21 protein-coding genes are annotated in these 25,865 nt (G+C 46.1%); 14 read left to right on the top strand and 7 right to left on the bottom strand.

Going from position 1 to position 25,865, the window contains the following annotated elements; all coding sequences use genetic code 11:
• Positions 1 to 56 precede the first annotated feature (56 nt).
• Positions 57 to 605: an EF-hand domain-containing protein gene (locus tag OEU88_RS12610; protein WP_262695538.1), complete on the bottom strand. Its 549-nt coding sequence runs from the start codon at positions 603 to 605 to the stop codon at positions 57 to 59.
• A gap of 231 nt (positions 606 to 836) precedes the next feature.
• Between OEU88_RS12610 and OEU88_RS12615 the strand changes: the two genes are divergently transcribed.
• The 6 genes from OEU88_RS12615 (at position 837) to OEU88_RS12640 (ending at position 9,046) form a co-directional block, all read left to right on the top strand.
• Complete coding sequence (locus tag OEU88_RS12615; protein WP_262695539.1) at positions 837 to 3,206, top strand: M1 family metallopeptidase; 2,370 nt, start codon at positions 837 to 839, stop codon at positions 3,204 to 3,206.
• Positions 3,207 to 3,351: 145 nt separating this feature from the next.
• Positions 3,352 to 4,491: a GGDEF domain-containing protein gene (locus OEU88_RS12620; RefSeq protein ID WP_262695540.1), complete on the top strand. Its 1,140-nt coding sequence runs from the start codon at positions 3,352 to 3,354 to the stop codon at positions 4,489 to 4,491.
• Complete coding sequence (locus OEU88_RS12625; RefSeq protein WP_262695541.1) at positions 4,491 to 5,024, top strand: DUF6702 family protein; 534 nt, start codon at positions 4,491 to 4,493, stop codon at positions 5,022 to 5,024. The genes OEU88_RS12620 and OEU88_RS12625 overlap by 1 nt, the downstream gene beginning before the upstream one ends.
• A gap of 64 nt (positions 5,025 to 5,088) precedes the next feature.
• The gene (locus OEU88_RS12630; protein ID WP_262695542.1) at positions 5,089 to 5,433 is read left to right on the top strand and encodes a hypothetical protein; all 345 of its coding nucleotides are present in this window, start codon (positions 5,089 to 5,091) and stop codon (positions 5,431 to 5,433) included.
• Positions 5,434 to 5,585: 152 nt separating this feature from the next.
• Positions 5,586 to 8,279, top strand: a complete 2,694-nt coding sequence (locus tag OEU88_RS12635; RefSeq protein ID WP_262695543.1) for a zinc-dependent metalloprotease — start codon at positions 5,586 to 5,588, stop codon at positions 8,277 to 8,279.
• Positions 8,280 to 8,482: 203 nt separating this feature from the next.
• Positions 8,483 to 9,046, top strand: coding sequence for an outer membrane lipoprotein (locus OEU88_RS12640; protein ID WP_262695544.1), 564 nt, complete (start codon positions 8,483 to 8,485; stop codon positions 9,044 to 9,046).
• 193 nt (positions 9,047 to 9,239) lie between these two features.
• Here OEU88_RS12640 and OEU88_RS12645 read toward each other — a convergent pair whose 3' ends face one another.
• Positions 9,240 to 10,298, bottom strand: coding sequence for a serine hydrolase domain-containing protein (locus tag OEU88_RS12645; protein WP_262695545.1), 1,059 nt, complete (start codon positions 10,296 to 10,298; stop codon positions 9,240 to 9,242).
• A gap of 94 nt (positions 10,299 to 10,392) precedes the next feature.
• On the opposite strand from OEU88_RS12645, the gene OEU88_RS12650 reads away from it, so the two are divergent.
• Positions 10,393 to 11,997, top strand: a complete 1,605-nt coding sequence (locus OEU88_RS12650) for a winged helix-turn-helix domain-containing protein (RefSeq protein ID WP_262695546.1) — start codon at positions 10,393 to 10,395, stop codon at positions 11,995 to 11,997.
• 80 nt (positions 11,998 to 12,077) lie between these two features.
• Here OEU88_RS12650 and OEU88_RS12655 read toward each other — a convergent pair whose 3' ends face one another.
• The 5 genes from OEU88_RS12655 to gatC form a co-directional block, all read right to left on the bottom strand.
• Entirely contained in the window at positions 12,078 to 13,541 is a 1,464-nt protein-coding gene (locus OEU88_RS12655) for a glycine zipper 2TM domain-containing protein (protein WP_262695547.1), read from the bottom strand.
• A 221-nt stretch (positions 13,542 to 13,762) separates the two neighbouring features.
• Entirely contained in the window at positions 13,763 to 16,018 is a 2,256-nt protein-coding gene (locus OEU88_RS12660) for a xanthine dehydrogenase family protein molybdopterin-binding subunit (protein WP_262695548.1), read from the bottom strand.
• A 137-nt stretch (positions 16,019 to 16,155) separates the two neighbouring features.
• Positions 16,156 to 17,643, bottom strand: a complete 1,488-nt coding sequence (gene gatB, locus OEU88_RS12665) for an Asp-tRNA(Asn)/Glu-tRNA(Gln) amidotransferase subunit GatB (RefSeq protein WP_262695549.1) — start codon at positions 17,641 to 17,643, stop codon at positions 16,156 to 16,158.
• Between the two features lie 5 nt (positions 17,644 to 17,648).
• Positions 17,649 to 19,130: an Asp-tRNA(Asn)/Glu-tRNA(Gln) amidotransferase subunit GatA gene (gene gatA, locus OEU88_RS12670; protein ID WP_262695550.1), complete on the bottom strand. Its 1,482-nt coding sequence runs from the start codon at positions 19,128 to 19,130 to the stop codon at positions 17,649 to 17,651.
• A 9-nt stretch (positions 19,131 to 19,139) separates the two neighbouring features.
• Entirely contained in the window at positions 19,140 to 19,430 is a 291-nt protein-coding gene (gene gatC, locus OEU88_RS12675; RefSeq protein WP_262695551.1) for an Asp-tRNA(Asn)/Glu-tRNA(Gln) amidotransferase subunit GatC, read from the bottom strand.
• A 127-nt stretch (positions 19,431 to 19,557) separates the two neighbouring features.
• Here gatC and OEU88_RS12680 point away from each other — a divergent pair, with 127 nt between their 5' ends.
• From OEU88_RS12680 to dprA, 7 genes are all read left to right on the top strand, one after another.
• Positions 19,558 to 20,109, top strand: a complete 552-nt coding sequence (locus OEU88_RS12680) for a GNAT family N-acetyltransferase (RefSeq protein ID WP_262695552.1) — start codon at positions 19,558 to 19,560, stop codon at positions 20,107 to 20,109.
• A 1-nt stretch (position 20,110) separates the two neighbouring features.
• Positions 20,111 to 21,253: a DUF3089 domain-containing protein gene (locus tag OEU88_RS12685; RefSeq protein WP_262695553.1), complete on the top strand. Its 1,143-nt coding sequence runs from the start codon at positions 20,111 to 20,113 to the stop codon at positions 21,251 to 21,253.
• The gene (gene ruvX, locus OEU88_RS12690; protein ID WP_394805266.1) at positions 21,250 to 21,705 is read left to right on the top strand and encodes a Holliday junction resolvase RuvX; all 456 of its coding nucleotides are present in this window, start codon (positions 21,250 to 21,252) and stop codon (positions 21,703 to 21,705) included. Before OEU88_RS12685 ends, ruvX begins: the two co-directional genes overlap by 4 nt.
• A gap of 84 nt (positions 21,706 to 21,789) precedes the next feature.
• Positions 21,790 to 22,794, top strand: coding sequence for an aspartate carbamoyltransferase catalytic subunit (locus OEU88_RS12695; protein ID WP_262695555.1), 1,005 nt, complete (start codon positions 21,790 to 21,792; stop codon positions 22,792 to 22,794).
• Positions 22,791 to 24,035: a dihydroorotase gene (gene pyrC / locus OEU88_RS12700; protein WP_262695556.1), complete on the top strand. Its 1,245-nt coding sequence runs from the start codon at positions 22,791 to 22,793 to the stop codon at positions 24,033 to 24,035. The genes OEU88_RS12695 and pyrC overlap by 4 nt, the downstream gene beginning before the upstream one ends.
• Entirely contained in the window at positions 24,036 to 24,671 is a 636-nt protein-coding gene (gene plsY / locus OEU88_RS12705) for a glycerol-3-phosphate 1-O-acyltransferase PlsY (protein WP_262695557.1), read from the top strand.
• Positions 24,672 to 24,685: 14 nt separating this feature from the next.
• Positions 24,686 to 25,768 (top strand): DNA-processing protein DprA, encoded by a 1,083-nt coding sequence (gene dprA / locus OEU88_RS12710; RefSeq protein WP_262695559.1) that lies wholly within the window; start codon positions 24,686 to 24,688, stop codon positions 25,766 to 25,768.
• The last annotated feature ends 97 nt before the right edge of the window (positions 25,769 to 25,865 follow it).

Here is a 25,865-nt window from a genome sequence, read left to right on the forward strand (position 1 = left end):
TTCACAAGGATAAACTACCCCATTCTGTCAAAATAATGACATGATGAAGCAAACGCTTAGTAGCTCTGCCTTTTCCCGCGCTTATCACGACGTCCACGACGCATATTTTTTTGCGTATCTTCAAATTCTTCCAAGGTCACATTTCCGTCACCGTCTATATCCGCTTTCTTAAATCGCTTGATAAGCGGTGCTGCAAACTCTTCAACAGTAAGCTGCTCGTCTTCATCTCTGTCCATGCGGGCCATGAACTGAATGCGCGAATGCCGCATGCGATCCTCAACTTCTTCAACTGTCATACGAGGCTCATGGCTTTCATCGCGCCTTTCCGCTCGCTTCTCCATGCGATCTTTCACCCTTTCCAGGCGGCGTTTTTGCGGACCGCGAAGCGGCATCTCTTGCGGTAGTTCAGCTAGTTCAATCAGTTGATTACCATCATGGTCAAAATCAGCGAAATGCTGGCGCGCTTCATTTAGAAGTTCTTCATGTGTAACAACATTATTTCCATCTCTGTCCAGCTGCTTAAACATGCCGCGCGGACCATCTTGCGCAACAAGGGCTGTTGTGCCGAGAACGCCGAGCGTTGCAATTGCTAATATATATTTCATCATATTTTCCTATGCTATCAATCTGTCGATTTTATAAACCTTCGGCGCTCGCATTCTTGATGAATAAAAGGCGCTCTAATTTAGGTACGAGCTATCACCGGCAAACCCTTCGCAATTCGTTTTAAACATTATGAATTTTAGCTATTGTCTTGTTTCGCTATTTTCTTGCGATAAACCGCTCGCTACCTTAGGTTCTGCTTGAACAAACGACATGATCTGGGGAGGGCTCGCATGCGAATTTTTGTTTTGGTTTTGGTTTCATTGTTGTCATTCAATGCATCCGCTGATGTTATTCAACAAACCAAAGGCACATTTAAGGACAAATTTCGTCAGCTGGATGAATACCTACCAACACCCAATGTTTATCGTACTGGATCAGGAGCCCCGGGTCATGCTTATTGGCAGCAAAAAGTCGATTACGATATTGATGTAACTCTGGATGAAGCCAATCGAAGAATTTCTGGCTCACAGAAAGTTATATACACAAACAATTCACCCGACACATTGACCTATCTATGGTTGCAACTTGATCAAAACCGTTTTTCCAAACATTCAGATGCAGTCGGCGCGATGGCAGCCAGCAGTGCGTCAAAAAAACGAATGTCATATTCAGCACTGGAATATATCGCGCGAACAGACCGCAAAGACTGGGGTTTCAACCTCACACGGGTTCAATCAGCTGGTAAGAACCTGAGTTACATTATCAATGATACCATGATGCGTATTGATCTGGATCAACCGCTGGCTGCGGGTGACACTGTCTCGTTTGAGATAGACTGGTGGTTCAACATTGTTGAAGGTAAAATCTTTGGTGCGCGCGGCGGCTATGAACCTTATGAACGCGACGAAAATGACGTTTACTTCATTTCTCAATGGTTTCCTCGCCTCGCGGCGTACACCGACCTGCAGGGGTGGGAGCACAAGCAGTTTTTGGGTACGGGCGAATTCACACTGGAATTCGGTAATTACACTGTAGATATTACTGTACCAGCAGATCACATCGTAGGCTCAACTGGCGAACTGCAAAATCCACGTGATGTTCTCACATCTGCGCAGCGTAGCCGCCTGAAGCAAGCAGAAACCGCAGACCGACCCATATTTATTGTTACACGTGAAGAAGCGCTCGAAAACGAAAAAGAACGCGCATCAGATACAAAAACCTGGTCTTTTGCTGCAGAAAATGTGCGCGATTTTGCCTTTGGTTCATCGCGGAAGTTTGTTTGGGATGCGCTAGGTGTAAAAATGCCAAAATCAGGGCGCACCGTCATGGCTATGTCGCTATACCCTGACGAGGCAATGCCGCTGTGGGACAAATATTCAACACACGCAATTGCACATACACTTGATACTTACAGCCGGTACTCTTTTGAATATCCCTACCCTGTCGCATGGTCAGTTAACGGCCCTATAGGCGGTGGTATGGAGTATCCAATGATCACCTCCAACGGTCCCAAGCCAGTGATCGAAAGAAAGGGTGACGAGGAAACACGCACATATACCAAACGTGCTAAATACGGCCTAATCTCTGTAGTAATCCATGAGATCGGGCATATTTATTTCCCAATGGTTGTCAACTCAGATGAGCGCAACTGGGCATGGATGGATGAAGGACTAAACAGTTTTCTGCAAAGCCAGGCAGAGCGTGAATGGGAAGCCAATTACCCATCACGGTATGGTCACCCTGACCGCGCTGTACCTTACATGGTTAGTCCAAACCAGACACCTATAATGACACAGTCTGACAGTATTATTGGGTACTTCCCAAATGCGTATACAAAGCCGGCAATCGCTCTCAATATCCTTCGCGAAACTGTAATGGGCCGTGAATTATTTGATTTTGCATTCAAGGAATATTCACGGCGCTGGGCATTCAAGCGCCCCTATCCGGCCGACTTTTTCCGCACAATGGAAGACGCTTCGTCAAAAGACCTTGACTGGTTTTGGCGTGGGTGGTTCTACACAACAGATCACGTTGACATTGCTATAACCGGTGTTACTCATGCGCGGATCGATACCGAAGATCCAGACATTGAAAATCAGCTAAAGCGCGAGAAATCAGAAAAAGATAACGTCTATATTGCTGAAATGCGTAATAACGACGAGAAAGTCGAACGCCGCGTTGATCGTTTTCCAGAACTGCTTGATTTTTATAATGAAAACGATGACTTCATTGTAACACAAGGAAACCGCAACTCTTATCAACGCAAGCTCGCTGGCCTCAAAGGGTGGGAAAAAGAACTACTAAAATTCGGACACGAGCTATATTTCATCGATTTTGAAAACATTGGCGGCCTTGTCATGCCACTTATCTTAAAAGTGGAATACACTGATGGATCATCAGAGGAAGTACATATTGCAGCGGAAATCTGGCGCCGAAATCCAAAAAACGCAACAAAGTTGCTAGTGCGCGACAAAGAAATCAAGTCAGTAGTTCTCGATCCTTATAATGAAATTGCTGATGCTGATTCTGCAAACAATACATGGCCTGCAAAACCAGTCATGTCTCGCTTGGAATTATTCAAAAGAAAATCATCTCGCAATTTGATGCGAGAGGTCCTTAAAGATAAAACAGAAGACTCAGATGAAAAGACAGATGATTAATCGTTTGGGTGGCAGGTGTTGCCGCACCTGCCTCTTATGTATTCAACCTCTCTTCATAAAATAGTGATAGCGTATGAGTGTACGTCAATGCGTTGAAATGGCATAGACGGCGGTATCTTATCTTGATTAAGGCACGTTTTTAGTGATGAAAAAAGCTTACTTTTATACCGTATGTATTGCTTTGATAGCGTCTCTTATTGTCGTTGCTGATACAGCTATTGATATACCTGAGCCGCTTGGAGATATCGCGTTACTCATCTTTGTGGTCGCCATGTTGTTTCACATGATCCTTATGCTTAAAAATATTTATGTGGATAGGGCCGAATTAAAAAGTGACTGGACAATTGATCCAAACTGGCTCTCTGACGCTATATTTGTTTCCGATATGAACGGCAATATTCACGGCGTAAACAATGCCTGTACGGCCTTGATAGGCAACAAAACACAATGCAACGGCGTTCAAAGCCTTTTTGAAGCACTGCATGCCCAATTGAATGAACGCGACCAAGCAGACGACATCGTAACAGCGGTTCTATCATCACCTGAAATTCAATTCTCCGATACGTTACAATTAAAAGATGGCCGAGCTATTGAACGGTCTACTAAGCCGATTGATGGCACAGATCTACGTTTATGGATTTTATCAGATGTAACGCAGGACCTAGCTGTCAGTGATGATCACGCTATGCATCAAACTATGCTTGAGGCTGATGCTGCACGGACCGCAGAAATGGCAGAGCAGCTTTACCATGCAAAGGCTGAATTGGAGGCTAAACAAGCAGAGCTTACACGCCTGGCCAACACAGACTCATTGACAGGCTTACTTAACCGGCGACGCTTTTCCGCTAAGGCACAGGAAACAATATCTACAGCCAAAGAGGACGCCTCCATATGGGCCCTCATGCTAGACATTGATCATTTCAAGCGCGTAAACGATACATATGGTCACGGCGCTGGTGATGTTGCGATACGTGATTTTGCACATATTATGACTGAAGTTGTTGGTGACAATGGTTTTGTGGGGCGTATGGGCGGAGAGGAGTTTGCTGCTATTTTACCGAATTGTTCGCTTGATGATGCTTTCCGCTTAGCTGAGAAAATTCGCAAGCAAACCGCGAAACACCAAACCGTGAGTGAGGCAGAGAAGTTCAGGTTTACAACAAGTATCGGCATTGCAAAGTGGCAACCCAACGAAATCAATATCGAAACAACTTTGGATAGGGCAGATCAAGCGCTATATAGTGCAAAGTCATATGGCCGCAACCGCGTTGTAGGGTACGAATAATGGGTTTCTATTTTAAAGCTTACACATGGCGAATGAAACAATGGCAATGGTTTGCCCTGCTTCTAGCCTTGATAGTTTCGCCGCCACTGCTCGCTCACAATGTTTATGGTTCCTTCACTCAGATTGACTGGAATAACAATGACGGGTCTATTGAACTCGTCATGCAAACCCACAGTCATGAACTTGAGACAAAACTCTCAATTCTTAGTGGTGAACGCTTGAGTTTTCTCGAAGATGCCGATTTTAGCAAACTACAGGCGACAATGTCTCTCTATGCACGGGAAAGCATTGCCTTGAAAATCGACGATCAGCTTATCAATTTAGATTACATTGGTATGGAAAACCAAAATCAAACCATTTTCATATATATGGAAGCCAATTGGGCTACCGTACCCAAGCGTATTGAGTATATGAACACAATGCTGTTGGAAGAATTACCAGGACAAACAAATTCGGTTATGGCAGTGGTGAACGGTCAGCGCCGTGGGGCAGATATTACTCAATCTAGTGGCCCAGCTGACTTTTCTTTTTGACGGCAACGTGATTTGAAGGCAAGTTCCTCGGGCATTACCATGCACAAAAAATGGATAGAGTGTAATGACGCACAAGCTACGCAATGTTTTTTTCTTTCTCACTTGCTCGGTGTTATTTCTACCGACAATTTCAGCCAATGCTAACGAAAACAAGCTTTTGCTAATTGCACGGGAAAGCGCAATTGTTGCTGGTGGTGCCAAATACTGCAAGCTTGATGATGACTTGGTTGAAGAATTCATTGCGCGCGTTGAAGCGCGGCTATCAGTATTGGCGTCCGACGAATATGAAAAAGTGCTGGCACGGCTCGAATTTAAGAATGTACTAGACGCTTATTCTGTTCGCGCACCTGAAAAACCTTGTCCAGAATTTACGCTCACATTTGAGCGAGCACGTCAGAGTTTGCAATAGCCTCAAAAAATGAGACCAACAGACATTCTAACAAGCCGAACGGTTTTCTTGGGGATTGACCGCGCTTTCGAGCTTAAGGAAACTAAGTCTCGAGCTATGTACATAAAGGCCACTATAGAAATGTCTGATAAAGACAATAAGGGACAACAAAAGTGATTAATCTCGATAAGCTTTTAAAACGCTTTGCGACCAGTATTGCATTTGGTGCAATTGTTACCACTGCGACAATCGGCGCAAGCACTGGTTTTCTTCAGGAAGAAAAACCAAAGAAACCTGCTGTTACAAAAAAGCAGGAAGACCCTGAAGAAAAAGCGGACGAGGAAGAGAAGCCTACTGAAGAGGAAAAAGACGCTAAGGACGAAGAGAAAGATAAAAAAAAGAAAAAAAAGACACTGATCAAAACATTGGTCAAAGACCACGATTACATGGAAGGCCTGTTTAAAGTTTACCGTAACCCTAAAAACGGTAGCTTAAGCATGGAAGTCCGTGATGACCAAATCGGTAAAGAATTCATTTATTTTTCGCACATAACAAACGGCGTTGTTGAAGGTGGGCATTTTAGAGGTCAGTTTAGGTCACAAAAAGTATTCACTATAGAAAAGCAATACAATCAAATCGCATTCGTTGAACAAAATCCTTATTTCTATTTTGATCCGGATAGTAATCTAGCAAAAGCACAAGACGCCAATATCTCCCGTTCCGTGATGGCGACAAGCCGCATTCGAGGTACTAACGAAGAAGAAACAACGTATCTGATTAACGTGGACGGTCTTTTTAAAGGCGAAAGCTTTGATCAGATTAAACCCAGTAACAATCCGCGTACCCCACCAGGACAATCATTTTCCCTTGGCAAATTATCAAGCGGTAAAACACGTATAACTGACGTACATAATTACCCAGAAAACATTGCGGTTTCTGTGGATTACGTATACTCAAATCCATCACCTGTTAATCGTGGCAACTGGTTCGATATAACAGATGCACGTAACATCACTGTGGGTGTCCAGCACACATTGGTTGCCATGCCTGAAAATGATTACAAACCTCGTTTTGATGATGCACGTGTTGGCTACTTTATTGATTATGTTAATGATCAAACAACCACTTCCGCAACACCTTGGCGCGATATGATAAATCGGTGGCATCTGGTTAAAAAAGACCCATCAGCTGCAATTTCAGAACCAGTAGAGCCGATTGTATGGTGGATAGAAAATACAACACCGGAAGATATTCGCCCTATCATCAAGAGTGCTGCTGAAGCATGGAATCCAGCATTTGAAGCAGCAGGCTTTAGAAATGCCATACAAGTTAAAATTCAACCAGACGATGCTGATTGGGACGCTGGCGACATTCGGTATAATGTCCTAAGGTGGACATCAAGCCCACAACCGCCGTTCGGTGGTTATGGCCCTAGCTTTTCCAATCCACGAACAGGACAATTGCTCGCGGCTGATATCATGTTGGAGTATTCGTTTCTGACGAACCGCATCAATACCAGCAATGTTTTCGAGAGTGCGGCGCTTTCTCTTGGTGAAGAAGAGACCGCAACATCTTTTATGGAAGCGATCAGAAACCATAACCGGAATTGCAGTATCGGTGCGCATATGCAACTGAACACCATGGTTGGCCAAACCCTTGCCCGTACCCTGCAGCAAGGTGCCGATGTGTCCAAAAAGATGGTTGAAGAGTCGCTTCACTATCTGATTTTACATGAAGTTGGACACACTCTTGGTCTTAATCACAACATGCGTGCAACGCAGGCCCGCTCATACGAAACAGCTTATGACATATCTGCCCAGGATGATGGTCTTGCTGGCTCCGTTATGGATTATCCGTCCATTAATTTTGCACCTCCAGGTAAAGATCAGGCACACTACTATAGTATAATTCCCGGCACATATGACACGTGGGCTATCCAGTTCGGATATGACCCTGACATGGATGACCCGCAAAAACGCGCAGCACATTTGGCCCGCTCGGCTGAAAAAGGGCTCGCTTTCGGCAACGATGCCGATGATATGCGATCACCCGGAAAAGGAATTGATCCACGCGTTAATGTTTTCGATATGACCGATGATGCGATCCGTTTCGCCGAAGATCGTATGAAGCTGGCACAAAACGCCATGGGGAAACTGAGACAAAATTTCATTAAAGATGGCCAAAGTTACCAAGAGCTACGCAACGCCTATGTTATTCTAACAGCAGATATGGCGTGGCAAGGCCGCGTTGCCTCCCGTTATATCGGCGGTGTTTACGTAGAGCGCGCTGTTGCAGGACAAGATGGTGAAACTGCGCCGTATCGTCCTGTGGAAGAAAGACGTCAGAAACAGGCCATGCAGATGCTGCGTACATACCTCTTGTCACCAAACGCATTTGAAGCTGACCCCGTATTGCTGCAACACCTAGCAATCCAGCGCCGCGGCTTCCTACATGGCGGCGGCACGGAAGACCCTAAAATTCATGCCCGGGTTGCTACTATTCAGGCAGATATTCTTAATCACATTCTGCACCCTGCAACAATGCAACGCATGTCTGATAGCGCCCTGTATGGCAATAACTACAGCGTGACAGAAGTTTTGTCCGATCTGACAAAAGCAGTATTTGAAGATGACAGCCGAACGGCGGTTAACAGCCACCGTCAAGAGCTACAGACCATGTATGTAAAAGGCCTCATCAATATATTTAACGGTGCAGCATACAATAACATTGCCCGCTCGAATGCTTTCTCAAATTTAAAGAGTATTCGTAATAATATGGCACGCTGGCGGGGTGATGCGGCAACACGCGCTCACCGTGATCATATTGCTTACCTAATTAATAAGGCATTGGAAGTACTTCAAAGCTAGATATTAACAATCAATGAGAAAAGCGGCTTTCAATGCCGCTTTTCAATATCGAACCAACATCCATTTAGACATTGATGCCCTTTTGTTAATTCAGAGTTCAGGATCAGGCGTATACCCTGCCCTCATATGTTCAAAAATTTGCCTTTATAAAGCCTTTATTCAGCGCAAAGTTTACATATCTAGAGGCATAACAGGAGCCTGACATGAAATTGAAAAAGACTGGATTGGTGGCAATTATTCCACTTGCATTGGCCTTAGGGGCCTGCAGTACAAATTTATCACCAAACTCGTACGATCAACGTGCAGTTGGTCAGGTTAACCGTGTTGAACGCGGCACAATTGAAAGCTATCGTTGGGTTCAGATTGAACGCCAAAACTCAGGTGTTGGTACAGTAGCCGGTGCAGGTATTGGCGCAGCAGCGGGCTCAACCATTGGCAGTGGACGTGGGCGCGGTGCTGAAAATGTAATTGGCGCGATTGGCGGCGCTCTACTCGGCGGCTTAATTGGTAACAGCATTGAAAAGTCTGGCAGCAAAAAAGGCGGGTTTGAGTATCTTATTCGCACAGAAAGCGGCGCTTTAGTCAGTATGGTTCAACAGGATACAAATCCGTTACCTGAAGGGGCTCCGGTTATCATTACATTTAGCGGCAGCAGAAGCCGCGTGGTTTTTGATCATAACGCACCGCGTTACAATGATGATGGGCCAAGACGTTATGAAAACGAGCCAAAATACGAACAACCAGAAAGCCCAGATACACCGTATTGAACGGATTATTACAAGAAGGCTTTTACAGACAGCAAGATATACAAGAGCTAATTCAACTAAACTATGGCAAACAACAGCACCTCAATCGAAAGATTGGGGTGCTTTTTTATTTGATAGCGGTTGGCATGTGTTTGTCTGGCGATAGACCATAATACTTACATGCCAACACTGCTTCAACTCATAGGCTTGACTATCACTGCGATAATCGCTCTATGATTTCTTTTTCTATAAGTTTGTCAGTGGCTTGATGCATACCTCTTGTATTGTAATCCGTCTTGGTGATCACAACAACAAGCTCGTGAGCAGGCATAACTACAACACGGTTGCCACCGTTCCCCGTCATAAAGTAATTCTCATAGCGCTCTCCTGAAACTTCATACGCTGAGCGCCACCACAAATAACCATACTCAACCTCTCGGTCGGCGAAAACCACTGCACGCGGCTTCACAGACTCATCTGTCCATGACTGAGACAGAATTCGTTCACCGTTATAAACACCATTGTTGCGTTGCATTTCCGCAAATTTGGCAAGATCGCGCGCCGTGAGCGACAGACCGCCGCTTTTATGTGCTTGGCCCAAGCCATTTTCCTGCCACTCAAATTGAGTGATGTCCATTGGATCAAAAAACTTTGCTTTTACATAATCCTGAAATCGTGTCTTCGTTGCACGCTCAACCAATTGGCCTGCCATTTCTACTCCAGCGGAACAATAAGAAAAAACGCGACCATATTTTGCCGTCGCAGGCGTGTCTGACCACCCTGGATAACCGCGAATAGGAAGATCCCAGAAAAATGACGTCCAATCTTCCACAATAGACATACGCGACTCGTTCCCGCGGGAAAATCGATCATTGTCGTCACATTCAAGTACGCTGCTCATGGTGATCACATCTTCGATCGTAATCTTGAACTTACGTGGGTCTGGGTTCTCGAATGGAGCTATATCACCAAAGAAACTCGCTGCGGGCATGTCTACCCTCAACAGACCATCATCAACGGCCGCACCTACGGCCATTCCAGTGATTGTCTTTGGAACCGAGCGGGTATTGTGAAGACTATTCGCATTAGCACCATTAAAATAACCTTCATAAGCAATCTGCCCGTTTTCCATGATCAGAACGCTTGTTACAGTACCGTAATCATCTTTGCTTACATTTGCTTCTAACGCCTCCATGTCAGTCCAACGACCTTGTGCAAAGACGGGCATAGCAACAAGGGCGCAAAGCCCTAGTGCAGCATATATCTTCATCATAAATACTCCCTAAATTCAGTGATAAGTACACTTCAGTGAGCGGGAAACATGATGACTAGCGCAACTGCCGTCACTTGAAGAAAGTTGAATTTTCTTGAAGCGCACGTTTTCAAAACCGTTTAAGCTTGATGTAATGATTTATGTTTTGAAAGACTTAACTATCAACACAATCGCCAGAACGGTTCACCGTGAAGGCAAAGCTGTAAACATGCCTGATTTAAGTTTTGATGTTCTGGTCAAGCTCGTTGTGTCTGCACCCAATGCAGTGAGCCCAGCTGTGCTCTGCACGGAAGTTTGGCACGCTGAACACGTCAGCGATGAAACCATCGCACAGCGTATTACGCTGCTCAGAAAATCCATTGCCGATAATGCAAAAGACCCCCAATACATTCGCACAAGCAGAGGCCAAGGATATGCCGTTGTAGGTATTGTTAAAATCACCAAAAGCCAACCCGTACATAACTTTGCATCAGCATTCAGGCGAAAAAATATTATCGCTACTGCTTTTGGCGTTCTGGTTCTTTTTGCGTTATCTATCGCGGTTTTAAATAAGCAAAGCCTCGCACCAGCACGTATTGAAACAACACCGGAAACAAGCCAGAAATCTGACATTGCAATTTTGATAGACAGCGCCCAAGCGCAACTGAAACTGCATCAATCACGAGAGACTGACCGCGCTATTGCAATGCTGCGTGAAGCTTTGTCCATGGAATCTGATAACTTTGATGCTCGTATGACGTTGAGCTTTGCACTTTCAACAAAAACGACGAAATTCGGTGATGATGCAAATCTTGAGAGAGAAGCTGAGGCAATTGCTCGCTCTCTGATTGATGAACAACCAAACAATAGTAATGCCTGGTCTGCTCTTGCATACTCACTTGGTTCACAAGGACGCCTCGATGAAAGTCTGTCTGCTTATCAGTACGCGTATCAACTTAATCCGCAAAACACGGCAGCCATCTCTAGTGCGGCCCACACGCAACTAATCCGCGGCGAACTTTATCAGGCATTACTACTAGAAGCGCAAGCAATGCAAACTGGAGGGCATTCGCGTTATGCAGAAGTGCAGATTGCACAAAGTCTGGAATTAATTGGTCATCCGGCATTCCAAAAATGGTATGAGAAGGCCTTATTTCTCAACCCCAATCAAATAGTTATATTAAGTGTACTTGCACAGTCACACCTGCGCCAAGGAAACCCAGACGCCGCACTTCAAATACTTACTCAAGCAGAAGGAGCCGACCAATCTGCGCCGCAAATTTTACAATTGCACGGTAGAGCACACGCCGTACTCGGGAATATAGATGAAGCAAGGGTTTTCCTAGAAGCAGCTGGAAATGGAGCATATTTTGATGTCATTGCACTAAATGCCCACGCCGGCAATGTAACTCAGGCAGAAGCATTATTGATTTCAGACAAGATGGAAGCAGTGGAAGCAAGCCCATCAGCGGATGAACGTATCCATTTGGCTGAAATCACCGCGGCCCTTGGCCAAAACAGCAAAGCCATTGGATTTCTTTCTCAAGCTGTGAACCTTGGATGGCGAGATATAAACTGGCTGAAACAATCACCGTATCTGAATGCCGTTATGACTTCGAGCGAAGGGCAGCAGATTGAAGGCAGAATAACACGCGAGCTTGATATCCAGCGAAAGTTAATTGAAGGAAGTGAGAAACTTAAGGCAATCATTGCCAGTTGAATGCTTGTTTGCCATCTGACGTCAAAGCCAATCTAAAAAGCCGCCCCAAGAGGACGGCTTTCAATTAGTCAAACAAGCAGTTATTGTTGATCCGCACTTTCATCATAAGCATATTCAACCGTCCACTTTGTGCACACATAGTTCCCGCGGCGGTAACCATATTTCATGCAAGTCCGTATTTCTTCCGGTGGCTGATATGTTTGTGTCTCATAAATGTGACGACCATTGCTGTCAAAATGGTCACTGCTTGAATAAGGGCGATACTCTGCTGTACCATCACCGCGGTATTCATGGTCACTTGTCACTGCATTGCCAATAGTGGCACCGACAACAGCACCAGCAACAGCGCCCGCAGTACGGTTATACCCACCATCAATTTCAGCACCAATGATACCACCAACAACAGCGCCTAACAACGTACCGGCAACATTATCGCCACCTGAGTGGCCATGGTTTGAATAAGCGTAATTATCATAGCCATAATAGCCGTTATGGGCACGATCAAAGCCAGGGCAGTAATCACCATAGTGATAATGGCTATGGATATGGTTCCACCCCCAAAATGCTCGCCTGCCATAAAGACCGCGTGCATGCGGCCAATGGCCAAAATAGCTATAATGATTATATGGCTGAAAAACTGGTGAATAAAAAGGACTGAAAGGGCTAAACGGACCAAACGGATCATATCCGTATGAGTAGCCTATAGAATAGCCCGGTCCACCAAAGAAACTACCAAATCCGAAATAGTAGTTATTATATACACTCCGTCGGAAATTACGGCGTACATGCGGTTGATACGGATCAGCACGACGATGTCCACGATAAGACCGTGGTTCATTTCTATTTCGTGTGCGCTCTATCCTGTCATAGCGTGCGTCTGCACGGCTTCGTGCCCCAGCATAACGTGCTGCATCGTCACGATCATAGCGTGTAACACCGCGCGTACGGTCCCTTACTACGTCACGCCTTACAGCATTGTTTGCTGCACGCGTGCGGCTGCGCTGTGCTTCGCGTGCGCGCTGGCGACTTGGGCGCACAGTATCACGCACACGGCCTCTTTCGCGTGTGGTTTGGCGCTGCTGTGAAGGAGCAGCCGACAACGTTGCCTGAAGCTGGCGATCATTTGTTGTTTCGCGTGCCACCTGCTGGCGAACACGCCTACTTTCAGTTGCTCGAGACCTGTCTTGTGGTCGTTGTTGCGCTCTACTTTGTGAGCGCGCATCGCTGCGACGCACTTGTGGTTGCGTTACCTGTTGATTACGCGGCGCACTGCGCTCTACGCGTTGAGGTCTTGATGAACGCTGTGCCCGATCACTTCGGGAAGCGCGAACCTGAGGCTGCGAACGTCTACCACGCGCATCAACACGCTGCCTACTTTGACCAGAACGCGCCCGCTCTGGTCGCGCTGCGCGCCTATTGGCACGTGCTTCACTACGCTCAGAAATCACGCGTTCTTTGCGGTCGTCAACAAATCGTGCTTCAGCAGCCTGCAAGGGCAGCAAGATGGCTGTGGTCGTTAAAAGCAATAATGACTTTTTAAACATAACACTCTCCAACTAAGTTAAGCACACATTAGCACTAGCTAACTGAACCCAACATGAACCCCCGCATTTCACTTCATTCACACGCAACACGCATTAAACTCTACGCTAATTTACATACATTGTAAAAGTGCACAAAAGTCATGGCAGAATTACGGCATAACAAAACCCGCGATAAGTGAGTTTCACATCGCAGAGTCCCTGAAATCATATATAAGCTGAAATCATATTTGATCAGCGATTGGCAACCGTCTGATCCGCTTTCCCGTAGCATTAAAAATTGCATTCATCAAAGCAGGAGCAAAAGGTGGTATCGCCGGTTCACCCATACCGGTTGGGTGCTCATTGCTTTGCACTAAATGTATTTCAATTTTGCGCGGTGCTGCATCTATTCTAGCCATTTCATACGTATCAAAGTTGTTTTCAACAACGGTAGCATTTTCAATCGTAATTTCTTGCCCTATAGCAACAGAAAGGCCATCGTGAATCGAACCCTCTATTTGAGCTTTCACGCCCAATGGATTTATAACAAGGCCACAATCCGCCGCAGTTACTACACGCTCAACAACAAGCTTTCCATCAATGACAGAGACCTCAACTACATGAGCAACAAATGATACATGGGAGAAATAACCAGCAATGCCGCGGCCCCAACCATCGGGCAGAGCTTCACCCCAACCCGCCTTATCTGCAGCCAGCTTCAAACAATTTGCCATGCGTCCTGTATGCATAGCCATTGGCCCCTCATCTCCATCAGGGAGAAATCGCGGTTTCCCTAGCACACTCAACTGAAACTCAAGCGCATCAATACCTGCCTTATGTGCCATTTCATCAAGAAAACTAGCTTGAGCAAAAGCCGAATTGACACTACCCGGGGCACGCCAAGGCCCTCGTGGCACTGGCCCAGCCGTAAAGCGAACCTCCATGCGGTGGTTCGGTACGATACCAGCCTCGAAATGCCACCCCATCAAGTCTTCATAAGGCCACTGGATAGCTGGTTCTTTATCCTTATCCAAAGTTGGATAATCTGACGCTTGACGTTGCCGTAATGCAATCATTTTTCCTTCAGAGTTTAAACCACCAGTCATCCGAAAATTATTTGCGGCACGGTATCTACACTGTGTGAGTTCGTCCTCACGTGTCCATGTTACTTTCATCGGGCGCTTTAGTTTTTGCGACAATAAAATTGCCTCGGCAGGGTAATCAAGTTCCCACCGCCTACCAAAAGCTCCACCTGAGCGCGCTACTGATACATGAATATTCTCATGGTCAATGCCTGTCATCAAATGCGCTAGATCCTGAATTCGAGAAGGGGTCTGCGCAGGGCAATTGAGATATACCTCACTATCTCGAACGTCAGCGATACAGGAATGAGGCTCCATTAAAGCATGCGCGATCCGTCTTACAACATACTTCGCATCGTGAGTGAGCACTGCATCTCGCAGAGCAGCATCAAAGTCTCCTTCTTCTCTAATGCGCCCTTCATGATTCAACAATGCAAAACCTTCGTCACTATCAAGTGCCGCAAGGCTTTCAGTCTCTACCTCACTTGAAGAAAAACCTTCATATGGGCCTGAATTCCATTCTATCTCCAGTAAGTCACGAGCTTTTTTCGCCGCCCACAAACTATCCGCAACAACCGCCACACTTGCGACCAATAGCCACGCCATGGGACCATCTTTATCTGATTGTTCAATTTGCACTATATCCTGTACACCTTGAACTTGGCGTGCGGCACTTTCATCCAAAGATTTGAGGCTTCCACAAAAATGTGGACACCGAGCAATAACAACGTGCGACATGTCTGCAATTTGTTGATCAAGGCCAAATATTGGCTTACCTGTGACTATTGAATGCGCCGCTTTCGATCGTTGCGGATAGCCGATCAATCGATACTCATTTTGTTTCTTTAATTGCACATTTTCGCGTGGACTTAGCTTTGCCACAGCCTCTAGCAGTTCGGCATACGAAAGCTTTTTATCACTGGAGGTATCAAAGACATGACTATCTCGGGCAATTAATTTATGAACCGATACCCCCCAGTGATCAGCAGCGGCTCTCAAAAACATATCGCGCCCCTGCGCACCGTATTGTGGCAAAACACCCCATGCCCGTCTTACGCTGCCACTACCGCCGGAATGTTGCCGAGCATAAACATACTGCATTTGCCCTTTCTCATCTAACCGGCGCCTCAACTTTAAAGTTTCTACGCGAACACGCGACCAATCAAGGTCCATTTCTTCCGCAATCATCATTGGGATTACAGTTGATGTCCCTTGCCCCATATCAGGGTTAGGGCTGTAAATTATCGCACTATTATCATCTAGAATTTTAACGAGTGGTGTGTCCATACCATCGTCAGTGTAGAAATTACTACCAGCCTTTTCGGTGCTCAATGCATCGCCAGGGTATAATAAAACGGCTCCGCCAGCCCCAAGCATTAACTTTAAAGTTGAACGGCGACTGAGTGTCGTTTCCATTTTTATGTCTCCCTGTTAAAGGAAACAATACAGTAACCTGAAGTATTCGTCGCGACCACTTGTCGCACATAACAGGTACTTAGACGAAAAAGCCCGCCAAAAAGGCGGGCCCTTCAATTTAAGTTTGCTACAAACGTTTATCCATCAAGCTTTGGTTTAAGCAGTTGGTTCACCATGCCCGGGTTGGCCTTACCGCCAGTTGCCTTCATAACCTGACCAACGAAGAAACCAATCAGTTTATCCTTGCCACCGCGATATTGCTCCAGCTGATTAGGGTTAGCCGCAATAACTTCGTCAATTATTTTCTCAATTTCCCCCGTATCGGAAACTTGCTTTAAGCCTTTTTCCTCAACGATTGAAGCTGCGCCCTTGCCTGTATCAAACATAATTTCAAATACGTCTTTAGCAATACGGCCAGAAATTGTGCCGTCTTCAACCAAAGCTAACAACTCTGCGCCTTGCTCAGCAGAAACAGGCGTTTCATCAATTGACTTATTTGCTTTGTTCAACGCGCCAAACAGGTCGCCTGTTAGCCAATTGGATGCCTTAACGGCAACATCGCTTTCAGATTTTTTAGTTGCTGTCGCCAACGCCGAAACCAACGACACAAAATAATCAGATTGATCTTTCTCCGCAACAAGCACACTGGCATTGTAATCATTGAGACCGTACTCGTTTATAAAGCGTGCTTTCTTGTCATCAGGCAATTCTGGCAAGCTTTCACGTGCAGCATCAATAAATGCATCATCAAATTCAAGCGGCAAAAGGTCTGGGTCCGGGAAGTAGCGATAGTCATGTGCTTCTTCTTTAGAACGCATAGAGCGCGTTTCACCTTTTACAGGATCAAACAAACGCGTTTCCTGATCGATTGTGCCACCGGCTTCAATAATATCAACCTGACGGCTCGCTTCAATTTCGATGGCTTGGCGCACAAACCGGATAGAATTCACGTTTTTAATCTCACAGCGTGTACCCAGTGGGTCGCCTACTTTTCGAACAGAAACGTTCACATCAGCACGCATACTCCCTTGCTCCATATTGCCATCACATGAGCCAATATAACGCAAGATCGTACGCAGTTTGGTTAGGTAAGCACCAGCTTCTTCAGGGCTACGCATATCTGGGTCAGAAACGATCTCCATGAGAGCGACGCCAGAACGATTAAGGTCTACATATGTAAACTGTGGATGTTGGTCGTGCATCGACTTACCGGCATCTTGCTCCAAATGGATACGCTCAACACCTACCTTTTTGGTGCGTCCACCATCAAGATCAAGCGTGACTATACCTGGCCCAACGATAGGGTGTTTGAACTGCGAAATTTGATAGCCTTGCGGCAAATCAGCATAGAAATAGTTCTTACGGTCAAAAACAGAATATTTGTTGATTTGTGCACCTAAGGCAAGGCCTGTGCGCACTGCTTGGCGCACACATTCACCGTTGATAGTTGGCAGCATACCTGGCATTGCGGCATCAACCAGTGACACCTGCGCGTTTGGTTCTGCGCCAAACTCTGTTGAAGCACCAGAAAACAACTTGGCGTTTGAGATAACCTGCGCGTGGACCTCAAGCCCAATTACAACTTCCCAGTCACCCGTTGCACCTTGAATACGATAATCTGACATGGGCCTTACCTCCACCACTCTTGCGGTTGCGCCGTAAAGGCAGCAGCTTGTTCAATCACACCAGAAACTTTAAGCACTGTTTCTTCGTCCCACGCTTTGCCAAGCACCTGAAGGCCAAGTGGCAATCCATCAGCACTCAGACCTGCAGGAACGCTTGAGCCCGGCAAGCCTGCAAGTGACGCAGGAACCGTAAACACATCATTTAAATACATCGCCAGCGGGTCATCTGATTTCTCACCAAAAGCAAAGGCTGCGCTTGGTGCGGTCGGTGTCAAAATCGCATCAACTTGTCCAAAGGCTTGTTTGAAGTCATCAGCAATTAGCTGGCGCACTTTCTGCGCCTTAAGATAATAAGCGTCATAATAACCAGCAGACAGCACATAAGTGCCGATCATAATCCGGCGCTTCACTTCGTCACCGAATCCTTCGCCGCGTGTTGCATAGTACATGTCATCAAGACCACCACCATCACCGATATTGCGATGGCCGTATTTAACACCATCGTAGCGAGCCAGATTTGATGACGCCTCAGCAGGCGCAACAATATAGTACGTTGGCAACGCGTATTTTGTGTGCGGCAAGCTAATGTCGACTATCTCTGCACCGGCATCTTTCATCCAGGCAATACCTTTTTGCCAAAGCTCTTCGATTTCAGCAGGCATGCCGTCCAAACGATATTCACGCGGAATACCAATTTTCATGCCACGAATGTCGCCCGTTAGTGCTGCTTCAAAGTTTGGCACAGCAATATCAACAGACGTGCTGTCTTTCGGATCAAAGCCAGAAATACTTTCAAGCATGATAGCACCATCACGCACATCGCGTGTGATGGTTCCTGCCTGGTCAAGAGAGCTGGCAAAAGCAACCATGCCATACCGGCTACAGCGACCATATGTTGGCTTAATACCAAACGTACCGGTAAAAGCTGCGGGTTGACGAATAGAGCCACCTGTATCAGAGGCTGTTGCACCCATCGCAGCAAAACCTGCAACTGAGGCAACAGAACCACCTGATGATCCACCAGGGACAAAATCACTGTTGCTACCTGTTGCGCGCCAAGGGTTTTTCACAGGACCATAAAAACTGGTCTCGTTAGATGAACCCATGGCAAACTCGTCCATATTAAGCTTACCAAGCATAACCGCACCGTCATCCCAAAGGTTCTGAGTTACGGTACTTTCATACTCCGGCTTAAAGCCATCCAGAATTTTTGAGCAAGCTTGAGTGTGAATACCTTTGGTGGCAAACAAGTCTTTGATGCCGATAGGTATGCCCGTCATGGCTTTTTGATTACCCGCTTTTATCTGCGCGTCAGCAGCATCGGCTTGCGCAAGAGCAATGTCAGGCGTTGTAACAATGTAAGCATTTAGTGACTTCATGGCATCAACTGCGCCGATGTGGGCCTCGGTCAGCTCACGCGAAGTCAATTCACCTTTGGCAAGCATGTCGCGTGCTTCAGCAATTTTTAATTTAGTTAAATCAGTCATCTACACACCCTACTCAATCACTTTTGGTACAGCAAAAAAGCCATATTCTGGTTTTGGTGCATTTTTGAGAACGCTGTTAGCTTTTGCGCCGTCAGTCACTTCGTCAGTGCGCCAGCGAAGCTTAGCGTCCACAACACTTGCCATTGGTTCAATATTATCAGTATTAACTTCGCTTAGTTGCTCCACCCAACCCAAGATGTTATTCAGCTCACCTGCTAAAGGTTCAAGCTTATCTTCTTCGGTTTTAATGCGTGCTAACCTTGCAATTTTGGCAACGGTTGCCTTATCGATATTAGACATGAAAAATTCCTGTTGGGCATGAATCTCTTGAAATTATCAGAAAAAATCTGGGAATCATCAGAAAAAACTGCTGAAATCAGCGCGGAACTTAACGCTACAAGCGCTCTGTAGCAAGCAGGGAATCAGTATGACCACTGCAAATTTTTTGATAAGAAACGCAATTCCCAGCGATGCTAAATATTTGAACCGATATCTGCGCAGTATTTTTGCCGAAAGCAGGCATCTTGTTACAAAGCCTGAAGAGTTCAAAATGACGCCGTTTCAACAACGCGTCTGGATTAAACGAAAAGCTGCAAATACACATGAAATCTGCATTGTGGCACTACACGGCAAAAGCATTTTAGGCGTTCTGGAAAGTGCAACAGATCGACGGGCAAGAACAAGACATGTCACAACATTCTCTATGTCCGTTCACCCAGACCACCGCGGCAAAGGTATAGGACAAGAATTACTGAATACTTATACTGGTTGGGTGTCAGAGCACAATCAGTTGAGCAAAGTCGAACTGCATGTGCACAGCGACAATGCAATAGCCATTCATTTGTATGAAAAAGCTGGCTTTGTAATAGAAGGCAGGCGTAAAGATGCCATAAAGTATAAAAATGAACGTTTCGTTGATGATATTTTGATGGCATACTGGCCAAATTCATCAAACGTTGAAATAAATATGGAACAGTAAAATGGCCTTAAAAGCAAAACCAGCTGGAATCTTTTTAGTAATTGTTACAGGCATCATTGTCATTGTCTTGGCTGGTTTTTTCTGGTTCCAGTCTAATCCAACCGCCGCATTGAAAATCGCCTTTGCACCTTCAGAACCATACACACCCATCAGTACTGAACCACTGGATTACACTGATGATACCAATTGGGTTGCTCTGCCTTCAATGGATACATTCGCAAAAGCAAAACCTGCCGGTGTAATGGACCATACAGCGATTAGCGGCGTTGATGTATTTTTTGTTCATCCAACAACATACCTTAGCCGTGATAGCTGGAATGCTCCGCTTGACCACGCAGACGCCAATATGCGGATTGAAAAACGTGTACTTAAAATGCAGGCAAGCGCCTTTAACCTTGCTGGCAACATATATGCACCGAAATATCGCCAAGCAACGTTTGGAGCTTTCTTTGATGAAGAAGGTAACGGTCTACAAGCCCTCATATATGCCTACAAAGACGTACAAGATGCATTTGATCAATTCATTCAGGATCGTAACGAAGGCAGGCCTTTCATTGTTGCAGGTCATAGCCAAGGCTCTCTTCACATGCTGAGCTTGCTCAAAAGCCGTATTGCCGGCACCTCTCTCGCAGACAGAATGGTGGCTGCCTATGTTATCGGCTGGCCGGTTAGTATTGAGGCTGACCTTGATGCATTAGATGGCATTAATGCCTGTGACTCTGCAGACGATACAGGATGTGTCGTATCCCACCAAACCTTCGGACCATCTGGTGACACATCTGGCTTGCAGCGTTATTTCCGCGTTACCAATGGATTGGGTGGCATGCCGCGCCAAGGAACAAAAATGTTATGCACTAACCCACTGACATGGATAACCGATGACACAGCGGAAAGCAGCATGAACATAGGTGCTGTCACAGTTGTTGAAGATGAGTCGCCTATCGGCGAGCCTGTTGGCAATTTCAATGGCGCTAAATGCGGTGAAGATGGTTTTTTATATTTAACCAAAGAACCTGGAGAAGCATGGCAAGACTATAAGATGTTTGGCGAAAACTATCATGTATATGATTATCATATGTTTTACATGAATATCCGCGAGAATGCAGCGATACGTGCCCAAGCATGGCTGAACCAAAACCGATGAGTGTTTTATCCACCGCAGAGCTGAAGGCACAGTTAAAGACAGGGCAGCGACTACTTGGCCTTGACATAGGCAGTAAAACTATTGGTCTGGCTCTTTCTGACACCATGTTGATGATCGCAACACCGATGGAAACCATCAAACGCACAAAATTTAAAGTTGATGTCATGCGCCTTCAAACGATAGTCAACGAACAAGGTGTTGGTGGCTTTGTGCTGGGTTGGCCCGTTAATATGGACGGCAGTGAAGGTCCTCGGTGCCAATCAACAATGGCATTTTCCCGCAACTTGGCTGAAAAAATACCTCTCCCTCAGGCGCTTTGGGATGAGCGGTTATCGACGGCTGCCGTAGAACGCACTCTTATTGAAGCTGACCGAAGCCGTGCAAGGCGTAAAGAATTAGTCGATAAAATGGCTGCAGCTTACATTCTTCAGGGAGCGTTGCACGCTATGTAATTTATACGTTTTAATTCACTGAGTTAAAGCCGTACGCAAAACCGGCTTGCGGACATGTGTTATTCCCCTTATAAGGCCAGCTTAATGAATACAGACCTGACCGAACAAACATCATACCCACGCGCGGACGTCGATCCGCCATCAGGTTCTCTTTTTCCACATAAGCATCTACTAGGCACATGGGCACTTGACCCAACCGCCATAAAACACTTGCTTGATGTTGCTGATGGATATGTCGAGCAAAACAGACAAGCTATAAAAACCAAACGCATTTGCGCAGGGCTAACGCAAATCAACCTGTTTTTTGAAAATTCAACGCGTACGTTGATGAGCTTCGAGATCGCGGGCAAACGCCTTGGGCTTGACACCATCTCAATGGCTACAGGTTCTTCGTCCATTAAGAAAGGCGAAACCTTGCTCGATACCGCATCAACATTGAACGCGATGCATCCCGACGTTCTAATCGTCCGTCACGGGGATAGCGGTGCGGTTAAATTGTTATCAGAGAAAATGGATTGCGCCGTTATCAATGCTGGAGATGGACGTTCTGAGCACCCAACCCAAGCGTTGCTGGATGCCCTCACCATTCGCAGACGCAAAGGCTCCATTCACGGGCAAACCATCGTAATCTCAGGCGATGTAACGCATAGCCGCGTCGCGCGATCTAACATTTACCTGCTAAATGCAATGGGCGCACGCGTGCGCGTTGTTGCTCCTCCAACCTTGTTGCCAAAAGATATTGGCCATCTGGGTGTGGAAGTCTTTCATGATATGAAACAAGGCTTGGAAGGTGCAGATGTCGTTATGATGCTGCGGTTGCAGCAAGAGCGGATGCAAGGGGCTTTCTTGCCTTCCATGCGTGAATATTTCCACTTCTGGGGATTAACGCGCGAAAAATTACAAGCAGCAGACAAAGACGTACTTGTTATGCACCCCGGCCCCATGAATCGCGGCGTAGAAATTGCCTCTGATGTAGCAGACGACTTTGATCGCTCTGCTATACAAGAACAGGTTGAAATGGGTGTAGCCGTGCGTATGGCATGTATTGATGTGTTGACGCGAAACTTGCGCGAGGAGGCAGGTTCATGATCACAGCCTACACCAATGCGCGCATTCTAGACCCGGCAAGTAAATTTGATGACACAGGCACACTACTTGTAAACGACAAAAGAATTGAAACATACGGTACAGATGTTTCAATCCCAGACGGTGCTATAATTGTTAATTGTGCAGGGCGGATACTATGCCCTGGCTTCATTGACATGCGTGCACATGCTGTAGATGCAGACGCCGCCTTGGCAGGTGGCGTCACAACTATTATTCTTCAGCCTGATCAAACAACAATGATTGAGACAGACGCGGTTGTTGAGCGAATACGCCACCGCTCCGTTAACGCTGAAATCGTAACTGTTTACCCGATGGGTGTTGCAACCCAGGGCATGCAAGGTGAGCAAATCGCAGAAATTGGCCAAATGAAAGCTTCCGGTGCTGTTGCCTTCACAGACTGTTCTAAACCCGTTGCCAACAGTCAGGTCATGAGGCGCCTACTAGAATATGCAAAGCACTTTGATGCGCTGATCGTGCAGTATGCACAAGATAAAGACCTTGGCAGCAACGGTGTAGCACACGAAGGGGAAACTGCTCTGCGCCTCGGTTTATCAGGCATACCTGCAGTTGCAGAAGCAATGCAAATTGAACGTGATGCAAAACTGGCTCAACTCACCGGTGGGCGGGTTCATTTCGCACTCATTTCTTCGCGTGAAGGTGTTGAAGCCATTAAAACCGCTAAAGCAGCAGGTATTAACGTGAGTTGTTCAACAGCTGCACATTATCTACACCTTAATGATAATGCCCTTGAGGGTTATCGCACCTTTGCCAAAGTCTTACCTCCACTCCGCAGTGAAGAAGACAGATTAGCACTTGTTAAGGCACTTGCCGACGGCACGATTGATACTCTTGTTAGCGATCATGCTCCCAAGAGTGAAGATGTAAAACGGCTTCCGTTTGCTCAAGCAGCTGCCGGTGCAGTAGGATTTGAAACAATGCTGGCATTGGCGCTGGCACAAGTGCATGCAGGTAAAGTTAGCATGAATACATTGCTTAAAAGCTTGACCATTACACCGGCAAAACTCCTTGGGCTAGATACAGGAACACTTACCAGCGGTGCTTATGCTGATATCGTTATCTTTGATCCAAACAAACCGTGGCGGATCAAAGCTGATGAGCTGATTTCCAGCGCCAAGAACACTCCATTTGACACCTTACCCGTACAAGGGCAAGTTTGGCGCACAATTGTTGACGGCAAAACTGTATTCCAGCAAGGATCGTAAATGTCCCTGTCTCTTGAGACTCTTTTAGTCTTGTTTTCAAGCTACTTGCTTGGGTCTGTACCTTTTGGCTTAGTAATCACACGTCTCTCAGGCCTTGGTGATATTCGTAGTATTGGGTCTGGCAACATTGGGGCAACCAACGTACTACGCACTGGCCGCAAGGATCTCGCGCTCGCAACACTTCTGTTGGATGCGGGCAAAGGGGCCATTGCTGTATTTGCAACATTGTATGTTGTTAATCAGCCAGAACTGGCAGCTGCTGCAGGCATGGCTGCTTTTATCGGACATTGTTTCTCGCTTTACCTAAAGTTTGCGGGTGGTAAAGGTGTTGCTACTTTTTTCGGTACTTTGTTCGCTATAAGTTGGCCAATGGGGTTGGCGGCTGGCGGCAGCTGGGTGCTCTCGGCCCTTCTTTTTCGCATGTCTTCACTTGCTGGTTTGATTACGGCCCTGTCTGCGCCAGTATTCAGTTACTATTTTACAGGTGGGTCAACATGGATATTTATCGCAGGCATGTCGATTGTCATTTTTGTAAGACATAGTGACAACATAAAACGCATTCTTAGCGGTACTGAATCCAAAATTGGTCAAAAAAAGTCAGATACGCCGTCCGAGAATTCAGATAAAACTGAATAGAAAGACACCTCACTTTGCAAGAATCCGAAAAAATTGCCCGCGTACAATTAGCTCGTAGCAAATCTGTCGGTCCAGTCACTTTCGGAAAACTTATCAATAAATTCGGTTCAGCTGTCCATGCAGTAGCGTCATTAATGGATGGACCAAAATCAGCAAACATCGTTGATATAAACATTGCAGAGCGCGAGCTAGAACAAGCCCACAAACTTGGGGCAAAATGCCTTTTTGTCGGCGACAAAGACTACCCCCAACCTCTTGCAGCAACCAGCGATGCCCCGCCAATATTATATGTACTAGGTAATATAGGCTTATTGAAACGTCAGAGCATCGCAATTGTCGGCGCGCGCAACGCCAGCGCATCAGGGATAAAACTGACTAAAAAAATTGCCAAAGAACTCGGTGAGCAACACATTGTAGTTACTTCTGGTCTGGCACGCGGTATAGATACAGCAGCTCACTCGGTTACCGTTAACACTGGTACAATCGCCTGCCTGGCTGGTGGTATTAACATCATCTACCCACAAGAGAACACCGAACTTTATAATGCAATCGCTAAAAATGGCTTGATCGTGAGTGAAATGCCTCCAAACATCAAACCTCAGGCACGACATTTTCCTCGGCGCAATCGCATAATCTCAGGCCTATCATCTGGCGTATTAGTTGTTGAAGCCGCAGCAAGATCAGGTTCTCTTATCACTGCACGCTTCGCGGCGGATCAAGGGCGAGATATATACGCAGTTCCAGGTTCACCGCTTGATCCACGCTCCGCAGGCACTAATCAATTGATCAAAGACGGTGCTGTTCTGGTGCGCAGTTCAGACGACATAATACAGGAATTGTCTGTATTTACTGACTCCTCCATGACACGCTCAACCACCGTATCAAGCCAAGAAAAGTCTACAAACAATGCCGCTATCAAACCTCAAGAAGCTTTGCCTGAACTCATGCAATTACTTAGCCAGCATCCTACTCATATCGATGAGATAGTCAGGCTTTCAGGCAAAAGTGCCAATGATGTTTTAACAGAGTTACAATTGATGGAACTTGAAGGCAAAATAATACGTCACAGCGGCAGTCAGTTCAGTTTAAATCAATGAAAATGTAACAATCTCATTGCATTACAGCTAACATACCACTAGGTCAGAACACATGTGACTGGTAAAAAAAGGCGAAAAATCGCCCCAAAAAGTTGAC

The sequence above is a fragment of the Kordiimonas aquimaris genome (assembly GCF_025574485.1).
Taxonomy (GTDB): Bacteria; Pseudomonadota; Alphaproteobacteria; order Sphingomonadales; family Kordiimonadaceae; genus Kordiimonas; species Kordiimonas aquimaris.